The organism is Ideonella sp. P3_A4 (assembly GCF_056403075.1).
Window position 1 is genome coordinate 1 of the sequence record NZ_JBFUGE010000245.1, and the last position, 8,689, is coordinate 8,689.

General features: G+C 62.6%; 8 protein-coding genes and 1 riboswitch. Of the genes, 4 read left to right on the forward strand and 4 right to left on the reverse strand.

The window, feature by feature from the left end; translation table 11 throughout:
• Window positions 1–2,331 (forward strand): pilus assembly protein (locus AC1DYI_RS19795; RefSeq protein WP_477205847.1); only part of this gene is annotated, 2,331 nt, incomplete at its 5' end.
• Between the two features lie 19 nt (window positions 2,332–2,350).
• Window positions 2,351–2,812, forward strand: a complete 462-nt coding sequence (locus AC1DYI_RS19800) for a type IV pilin protein (RefSeq protein ID WP_477205848.1) — start codon at window positions 2,351–2,353, stop codon at window positions 2,810–2,812.
• A 77-nt stretch (window positions 2,813–2,889) separates the two neighbouring features.
• On the opposite strand, the gene nrdR is transcribed toward AC1DYI_RS19800, so the two are convergent.
• The 3 genes from nrdR to AC1DYI_RS19815 all read right to left on the reverse strand — a co-directional run bounded on the left by nrdR (window position 2,890) and on the right by AC1DYI_RS19815 (window position 5,807).
• On the reverse strand, window positions 2,890–3,333 hold the full coding sequence (nrdR, locus tag AC1DYI_RS19805) for a transcriptional regulator NrdR (protein WP_477205849.1): 444 nt from the start codon (window positions 3,331–3,333) through the stop codon (window positions 2,890–2,892).
• Window positions 3,334–3,382: 49 nt separating this feature from the next.
• The gene (glyA, locus tag AC1DYI_RS19810) at window positions 3,383–4,633 is read right to left on the reverse strand and encodes a serine hydroxymethyltransferase (RefSeq protein WP_477205850.1); all 1,251 of its coding nucleotides are present in this window, start codon (window positions 4,631–4,633) and stop codon (window positions 3,383–3,385) included.
• 66 nt (window positions 4,634–4,699) lie between these two features.
• Window positions 4,700–4,837, reverse strand: a riboswitch (ZMP/ZTP riboswitch).
• Between the two features lie 55 nt (window positions 4,838–4,892).
• Complete coding sequence (locus tag AC1DYI_RS19815; RefSeq protein ID WP_477205851.1) at window positions 4,893–5,807, reverse strand: lytic transglycosylase domain-containing protein; 915 nt, start codon at window positions 5,805–5,807, stop codon at window positions 4,893–4,895.
• A 265-nt stretch (window positions 5,808–6,072) separates the two neighbouring features.
• On the opposite strand from AC1DYI_RS19815, the gene AC1DYI_RS19820 reads away from it, so the two are divergent.
• Entirely contained in the window at window positions 6,073–7,626 is a 1,554-nt protein-coding gene (locus AC1DYI_RS19820) for a UbiD family decarboxylase (protein ID WP_477205852.1), read from the forward strand.
• Window positions 7,627–7,876: 250 nt separating this feature from the next.
• Here the strand turns inward: AC1DYI_RS19820 and AC1DYI_RS19825 are convergent, their stop codons facing one another.
• Complete coding sequence (locus AC1DYI_RS19825; protein WP_477205854.1) at window positions 7,877–8,038, reverse strand: hypothetical protein; 162 nt, start codon at window positions 8,036–8,038, stop codon at window positions 7,877–7,879.
• On the opposite strand from AC1DYI_RS19825, the gene AC1DYI_RS19830 reads away from it, so the two are divergent.
• Window positions 7,974–8,689: DUF748 domain-containing protein (locus AC1DYI_RS19830; protein WP_477205853.1), on the forward strand; the 716-nt coding region annotated here is incomplete at its 3' end. The genes AC1DYI_RS19825 and AC1DYI_RS19830 overlap by 65 nt on opposite strands.

The window sequence follows — 8,689 nt, forward strand, 5'->3', positions numbered from 1 at the left end:
GTGTCAAACACGCTGGCAGACGTCGCCTCGAAATACTATGTGACAGACCTCGACAGCACGATCGACAACAAGGTCTGGCCGATCGCTGGCGACATTGCATATTGGCAGCACTTGACGCAATTTATGGTGGGGCTGGGCGTCAAGGKCACGCTCGATTCATCTCCTGCGGCCAAGAAGGACACACTGGACAAACTATATTCCGGCGCGCTGAAGTGGCCGGATCCGACAAAGGGTAGTCCACAGAAGATCGATGACATGTGGCACGGTGCGGTAAACACCGGCGGCGACTTCTATTCGGTATCCAACACAATCGAACTCACGAAAGCCCTGAGCGACGCCTTCGGCAAGGCCGCCGGCAACGAGGCCAAGGAGGCCGGTGTGGCCACGGCGTCAGCCTCCGTGGTAACTGACAACGTCAAGTATGTGCCGAAGTACAAGTCGGTGTCCTGGTATGGCGACGTCGAAGCGCTGAAGCTGAGCACCGATGGTCTCGAGGGCACATTGATTTGGAGCGCCAGTGCACACTTGCCGGCGCAGGCTGACAGAAGCCTCTTTACCTGGGACCCGACCAAGGGTTCATTGGGCGAACCCGTACCCTTTACCTGGACGGGTATGGGTACAAATAATCAGACCCGCGTCGGCAGTGATGGGCTGACCAAATACATCCGCGGCGATTCGAGCGATGAGGGGACCGGGAAGACTTACCGGGCTCGTGACGGGAAGTACCTGGGCGATTTTGTCAATTCGCCGCCGGTCGTCGTGCGTGGCAAGCTGGACCTTGGTTATTCCGTATTTGATCCGACCTACTCCGACTTCGTCGCTCGGAAGAAAGCACGTAGCGACTCTGCGATCGTGGTGGGTGGTAACGCCGGCGCCGTACATGCGTTCCGCGGCATTGATGGCACCGAGATCTATGGTTATTTGCCCTACGAAGGGTTGCCGAACCTTCGCAACATCGCGGCCAAGGACTATGGGACGAAGACCAATTTCCATAAGTTCTTCGTGGACGGCCCGATGAACGAGACCGACGCGAAGATCTCTACGCGTCGCAACTCCAGCCCGGAATGGGCGAATCTGGTGATTGGCTCGATGGGGGCTGGTGGCAAGGCTTTTTTCGCCATGCACATACCGACTGACTTCGGTAGCACGCTGGATGCAGCGGACCTCGGTGCGAACACGTTGCTATGGGAAAAGTCGGGGGCCACCGACGGCGACATCGGCTACATGTTCGCCGACTTTGCGGTAGGCAAACTCAAGGGGGGTGGCTGGAAGGCGTTCGTTGGCAATGGTGTCTACAGCACCAAAGGTAATGCGGTGCTGTTGGTGGTCGACATGGCCACCGGTGCGATTGAAAAGCGCATGACGGTGGCGGCCACGGGTGACACCGGTCTGATGGGTGTCTCGCTGATCAAGGATGTTGCGACCCAAGAGGTGGTTGGTGCTTACGCCGGTGACCTGAAGGGCAATGTCTGGCGCTTTGATTTCGAAGGTGCGGGTGACGCGAGTTGGAAGATCGGCTTCAAGGGCAAGCCGCTGTTTACTGCGACAGACCCGAGCGGAACCGCGCAGCCAATTACTGTGCCGCCCGTTTTCGTCGACCACCCGAAGCAAGGCCGTGTCGTGCTTTTTGGCAGCGGCAAGCTGATCGATGAGGCTGACTCTGAGTCGACACAGCGTCAGACCTATTACGGTGTGTGGGACAACGTCAAAATCGGCGAGTCTTCAGCGGAGTTCGACAGCCCGTTCGAGCCAGTGGCAGTAGATCGCAGCCGATTGGTTGTCCAGACCATCAATCAAACTCCCAAGACAGACAGGGGGGGCACCTATTACGAGGTGAYTACCAGCGAAGTTGACTGGGATCACGACCTGGGCTGGCTCGTCGATTTGCCATGGGACCGCCAACGGGTGATCTACCCATCGCTCATCCTGTCGAATGCGTATGTGTTCTTCAGCACCATGGTGCCGGCGGCACCCGCCGGTCGCTGCGACCCCACTACTGGCGTGGGCTACAACTTCTTGCTGGTAGCTGCCAGTGGCATGCAACCAACCGTCCCGGTGCTGGACACCAATGGGGACGGGATCGTCGATGACAAGGATCTGATCGTTGGCGGTTTCCAAACCCGCAGCGATGGCCGGGATGCAATTGTCAGTGATGCCGAATGCAAGGGTCAGACCTGCGAAGTCGAAAAAGACTGCAAGGGCAACATCGTGGGTTATTGGGACTGCAACACTGGGCCTCAATGCATGAAGATCAATCTTCCGCCTGCGGTGTGCACGGGCACGGTGGTTGACCGTGTTTGGAAGCAGATCCTGAATCCGCCCACAGATTGATCCACGGCATCGCATCATCATGAATACACGTCTTCCACTCTTTGTCCGGCGGCGTCAGAAGCGCCAAACAGGCTTCACGCTCATCGAACTGATGATCGTCGTGGCGATCATTGGGATTCTGGCGGCGATCGCCTACCCGTCTTACACCGAGCAGGTGCGGCGCAGTCGCCGTTCGGATGCGGAGACGGTGCTGCTGGAGGCGGCACAGGCTATGCAGCGGTTGTACGTGGCGCGCAATTCATTTGTGGACACCCCTACCGCTACAGCTTTGCTTGTTTCTACGGGGCTGAGATGGGCGCCCAAGGGTGTAGTGGAAAGCTCGAAGGCCTATGCGATCGACGTCAGTGTTGACCCCAGCGGCCGTACTTTCCTGCTGACCGCCGAGCCGATGAGCGGAGACAGCAAATGCGGCAACCTGACACTCACCCACACGGGCGCTAAGGACGCCACAGCAGGAAGCGCAGCGGACTGCTGGAAGTGATCAAGGCGGGCCGAAGATCCTGGTGATCAGCTTGGCATCCAGAAACAGAAACGGCTGCTTAGGCAGCCGTTTCAGCTCTAGATTTCCTTGATCAACCTACTGAACTCATCCACATCCTCAAAGCTTCGATAAACCGAAGCAAAGCGGACATAAGCGACCTTGTCCAGGCGCTTGAGTTCGCGCATCACCAGCTCGCCGATGCGGGTCGACGCGATTTCGCGTTGGCCGCTGGCGAGGAGTTTGTCCTGGATGCGTTCGATGGCGGCATCGACTTGCTCGATGCTGACTTGGCGCTTGCGCAGCGCCAAAGTCATGGAAGCACGAAGCTTGGCCGGGTCGAATTCGACCCGGGCGCCGCTGCGCTTGACGATCGCCGGGAGGGCGATTTCAGCGCGTTCGTAGGTGGTGAAGCGCTTGTCGCACTTGGTGCATTTGCGGCGCCGCCGCACCACGTCACCCTCGTCGGACTCCCGGGTCTCGACGACCTGGGTTTCGACGTGGACGCAGTAGGGGCAGCGCATGGTGCAGTATTAGATCAGTGCGGCTAGGCTGGACCGTTCGCGGCTGCGGTTAGCGGTAGACCGGGAAGTCGCGCGTCAGCGCGGCGACCTTTTCGCGCACGCGGGCGATGTTCGCTTCATCGTGCGGGTTGTCAAGCACGTCGGCGAGCAGGTTCGCGGTCGCGCGAGCCTGCTCTTCCTTGAAACCGCGCGTGGTCATCGCCGGGCTGCCCAGGCGGATGCCGCTGGTCACCATCGGCTTTTGCGGGTCGTTCGGGATGCCGTTCTTGTTGCAGGTCATGTGAGCTGCACCCAGGATGGCTTCGGCTTCCTTGCCGGTCAAGTTCTTGGGGCGCAGATCGACCAGCATCACGTGACTTTCGGTGCGGCCGCTGACGATGCGCAGGCCGCGCTCAGTCAGTGTGTCCGCCAGCACCTTGGCGTTGGCCAGCACCTGCTGCTGGTAGACCTTGAATTCAGGGCTCAAGGCTTCCTTGAAGGCGACCGCCTTGCCGGCGATCACGTGCATCAGCGGCCCGCCCTGGATGCCCGGGAAGATGGCACTGTTGATCTTCTTGGCGATTGCCTCGTCGTTCATCAGCACGATGCCGCCACGCGGGCCGCGCAGGCTCTTGTGGGTGGTGGAGGTCACCACGTCGGCATGCGGCACCGGGTTCGGGTAGACGCCTGCGGCGATCAGACCAGCGTAGTGGGCCATGTCGACCATGAAGATCGCGCCGATGGCCTTGGCAACCTTGGCGAAGCGCTCGAAGTCGATGCGCAGGCTGTAGGCCGAGGCGCCGGCGATGATCAGCTTGGGCTTGTGCTCGTGGGCCAGGCGCTCCATCGCGTCGTAGTCGATGGCCTCGTTCGCATCCAGGCCGTAGCTGACGACCTTGAACCACTTGCCGCTCATGTTGAGCGCCATGCCGTGGGTCAGGTGGCCGCCTTCGGCCAGGCTCATGCCCATGATGGTGTCACCGGGCTGCAGCAGGCCGAAAAAAACCGCCTGGTTGGCTTGCGAACCGGAGTTCGCTTGCACGTTGGCGAACTGGGCGCCGTAGAGCTGCTTCAGCCGGTCGATGGCCAACTGCTCGACGACATCGACATATTCGCAGCCGCCGTAGTAGCGCTTGCCGGGGTAGCCTTCGGCGTACTTGTTGGTCAGTTGCGAACCCTGCGCTGCCATGACGGCCGGCGAGGTGTAGTTCTCCGAGGCGATGAGCTCGATGTGCTCTTCTTGCCGGCGGTTTTCGGCCTGGATGGCGGCCCAAATATCGGGATCGACGTTGGCGATCGTCGATTGCGAGCGGTCGAACATGGGAGGCTTCCTTCAAGTCGGGGCGGTTGCGCCTGCGCAGGCTGTTTCGGCACGGCGAAACAGACCAGAGGCTGCCCAGGCGAACGGCTGTTCTAGGCAGCAGGATTGCCGCCCCGCGCTTCCCGGTGGTGATCCACCTTGCGGCGACCACCTGAGCCGAGGATTCGGTCGGCGGCGCCCCTATCGCCAGTTGCGCGTCGCAGCTAGTGTATCCCGCGACGGGGTGTGACTTGCGGCACTGGTGACATGCTATGCACCATCAGCGGGCAAGGGCCACTTGCTCGTGGTCGGCGGGCTTGGGTTCCGGGCTCGGCGTCTCGGCGCGAGTAGCGGCTGCAGCTGAGGCTGCGCCAGCGCTCGGCGCGGTGGCAGCCACTGCGGGCGTCAGAACGGTCGGCACCGTCACRGGCACTTGCTGCCCGGCCGCCACGCGAACCAGATGCCGCTGCTCGGCCAGCACCTTCGCGGCATAGCCGCCGTCATCGTCCGTGTTGCCGCTGCCGACATAGAACTTCAGGCCGGCTTCCAGGCTGCCGGCACGCGCGATGCATTCCTTCAGCACCTGCACGCCCACGCGCAGGTTGGTCACAGGGTCAAACGCGGTCAATGCGCCGCCGAAGGCCTCGTACTTCTGGTTGTGGACGCGGGTCATCACCTGCATCAGGCCCTGCGCGCCCACCGGGCTCTGGGCAAATGGGTTGAAGCTGGATTCGATCGCGGCGATGGCCAGGATCAGCGTCGGATCCAGACTTGCACGCTGCCCGACCTGCCAGGCCTCTTGCACCAGGCGCGCCACCGGCTCCGGTGCCACCCGATAGCGGCGCGACAGCCAAGTAGCCACGGCCGCCTGTTGGCGGTTCAACCCTGCCGGGTCAGCCGCCAAGGCTTTCGCCAGCGCTGCGCTGTCAGTGTCGTCAGGTTCAGCCACGTAGCCGATGTCCTCCGCGCGGGCGCTGTGGCGTTGCTGCAGCCAATCCAAGGCCTGCTGCTCGACGCTGGCACGCAGATCGGCGCGGCCGGCGGCAAAGATGCTCAGTGCGACGACCAGCAGGCCGACCAAAGCGAGCATGTTGTGGCTGACCTCGAGCAGGCCGTTGCCGACATCGCGCAGAAAGACACTGCTCGCTCGACAGGCTGCCTGGGCCATGCGCAGCCACCACTGGGGCTCGTTCATGTCCATCCTTCCTCTCTCACACCAGGCTGTCGGCACGGCGGGCGATGGCCCGGCCCCATGCCGAGGGGCTGGTGATAATCGGCTGCCACCTCGCAAAGGTGCGCTGCAAAGGCAGGCGCGCCGGCGGCAGGGCGGGTGTTTACCTCGACTCAGCGCCCCAACGGGTGGCGCGGGTAAACCCTGGTTACGGTTGTTGCGGCGAATTTTAGGAAGCCGACAAATAACCAGTCAAGCATATGAAGTCTATGTCTAATTACTTTTTAGTATGAAATATAAGGACTTACGAGGCTTCATGGACGGGCTGGAACGCCTCGGCGAGCTTCGCCGCGTGAGCGATCCGGTGTCCCCTCGACTCGAGATGACGGCGCTGGCGGACCAGGTGCTACGGGCCGCAGGCCCAGCATTGCTGCTGGAAAATGTGCCTGGCTTCAACATGCCGGCGCTGGTCAATCTGTTTGGAACGCCGCGCCGGGTGGCTCTTGGCATGGGGGCAAACGATGTCGCCGAATTGCGTGACGTCGGCCGGCTGCTGGCGGCGCTGAAAGAGCCGGAACCCCCTAATTCGTTTAGGGAGGCCGGCAAGCTTTGGGACATGGCGAAGGCGGTTTGGGACATGAAACCGGCTCGAGTCAGCTCCCCGCCGTGCCAGGAAGTGGTGATCGATGGGCCGGACGTCGACCTCGGGCGCTGGCCGATCCAGTTCTGCTGGCCGGGGGATGCGGGGCCGCTGATCACCTGGGGCCTGGTCATCACCCGCGGCCCTCGCCAGGTACCGCGGCCCCGGTTGAGGCAGAACCTGGGCATCTACCGGCAGCAGGTCATCGGCCGGCGCCAAGTCATCATGCGCTGGTTGGCACACCGCGGCGGCGCGCTCGACTTTCGCGATTTCGCTCGCGTCAACCCGGGCCAGCCGTTCCCGATCGCAGTGGCGCTGGGCGCCGATCCGGCTACGACGCTAGGTGCCGTCACGCCAGTGCCAGACAGCCTGTCTGAGTACCAGTTCGCCGGCCTGCTGCGTGGCGGCCGGACTGAGGTGGCCGATAGTGCAGTGGGCGAGGGCGACCTGAAGCTGCAGGTGCCGGCGCGGGCCGAGTTGGTGCTCGAAGGGCACATCCCACCAGCCGCCGCCGGCTTCACGGGTCACAGCGAATTGGGCGTGCCGCTGCGCGAGGTCAACGGCTATTTGCACGCGCTCGAGGGCCCGTTCGGAGACCACACCGGCTACTACAACGAGCAGGACTGGTTCCCCGTGTTCGAGCTGAGCCGGCTCACGCACCGGCGCGATCCGATCTTCCACTCCACCTACACGGGCAAACCACCCGACGAGCCGGCAGTGCTGGGCGTAGCCTTGAACGAAGTCTTCGTCCCGATCCTGCAAAAGCAGTTTCCGGAGATCACCGACTTCTACCTGCCGCCCGAAGGCTGCAGCTACCGACTCGCGGTGATCTCGATCAAGAAGAGCTACCCCGGCCACGCCAAGCGCTTGATGTTCGGCCTGTGGAGCTTTCTGCGTCAGTTCATGTACACCAAGTTCATCATCGTCACCGATGACGATGTCGACATCCGCGACTGGAAGGAAGTGATCTGGGCCATCACCACGCGGATGGACCCTCTGCGTGACACCACCCTGGTGGGTGAGACGCCGATCGACTACCTCGATTTCGCCTCGCCTGTCAGCGGGCTGGGCGGCAAGATGGGCCTCGACGCGACCAACAAGTGGCCGGGCGAAACGAGCCGCGAATGGGGCCGCACGATCACGATGGACCCGGCCGTCCAAGCGCGCATGGCGGGCATCGTCGAAGGCCTTTTGAAGAAGTGATCGAGACCGAGGCGACGAGGGCTTGCACGGCGTACAGCCCCACTGGATGAGCGTGTAAAGATGCTTGCCCCGGTCGCGGGGCTGTCGCACACTGACTTCGCCTCTTTGAGGCAACACCCTGTAAGCGCAATTCCCGCGCCTACGGAGCCCCGGCCCACTTCCCTGCCGGAGCCCCACTGAGTGGCATAGCCACTCACAGGCCCCTCCACCCGAAAGGGTCAGGAGGGGCTTCGTCATTGGGGCGTCTGTTTCAGGTGCTCACGCAGCGCTCGGCCACAATGAAGGCCCCTGAATTTCGCCTGCGCGCGCCACCGATGCCTTTGCTGCCGATGCCTACCTTGATGCGGATGGCCTCCTCGACACGTGGCCGGCGTTGGCTGCTGGGTTCTACTACGTTGTTGGCATCGGCCATGCTGCTGGCGTGGCTGGTGCTGCCGCTGTGGCTGCGCGGCTTCGCGCAAGACAAAGCCTCGGCGCTGCTGGGCCGCAGCGTGACCATCGAGGCGCTGCGTATCAACCCATTGACACTGACCGTGGGGGTCGATGGCCTGGTCATCGGTGGACCAGCTAACGACTCAAGTGCTGCCGACAAGCCGTTGCTGCGCCTGGCGCATGGCGAGGTGAACGCCGAGTTGGTCAGCCTGTGGCGGCGCGCCCCTGTGGTGGGTGCCATCGAGTTGCAGGCGCCTGAGCTGAATGTCGCGCGGCTGGCCAGCGGCCGCTACGACATCGACGACCTGCTGACCCGCTTCAACCAGCCTACGGTACCGGCGCCAGAGCTACAACGCTTTGCGCTCTACAACCTGCGCATCACCGGTGGCCGCATCCGTTTTGACGACCGGCCGAAGGCGCGGGTGCATGAAGTGACCCACATCGAGTTGGGTGTGCCGTTCTTGTCGAACCTCGACGACGCCGTCGACGTCAAGGTCGAGCCCCACCTGTCTTTCCAGACCGACGACACGAACTTCGACACCGGTGCGCAGGCCACGATCTTTTCGGCTGAACGGGCGGGGGTCTTCACGCTGAAAACGGGCGACATCGACCTCAGCGACTGGCTGCCCTA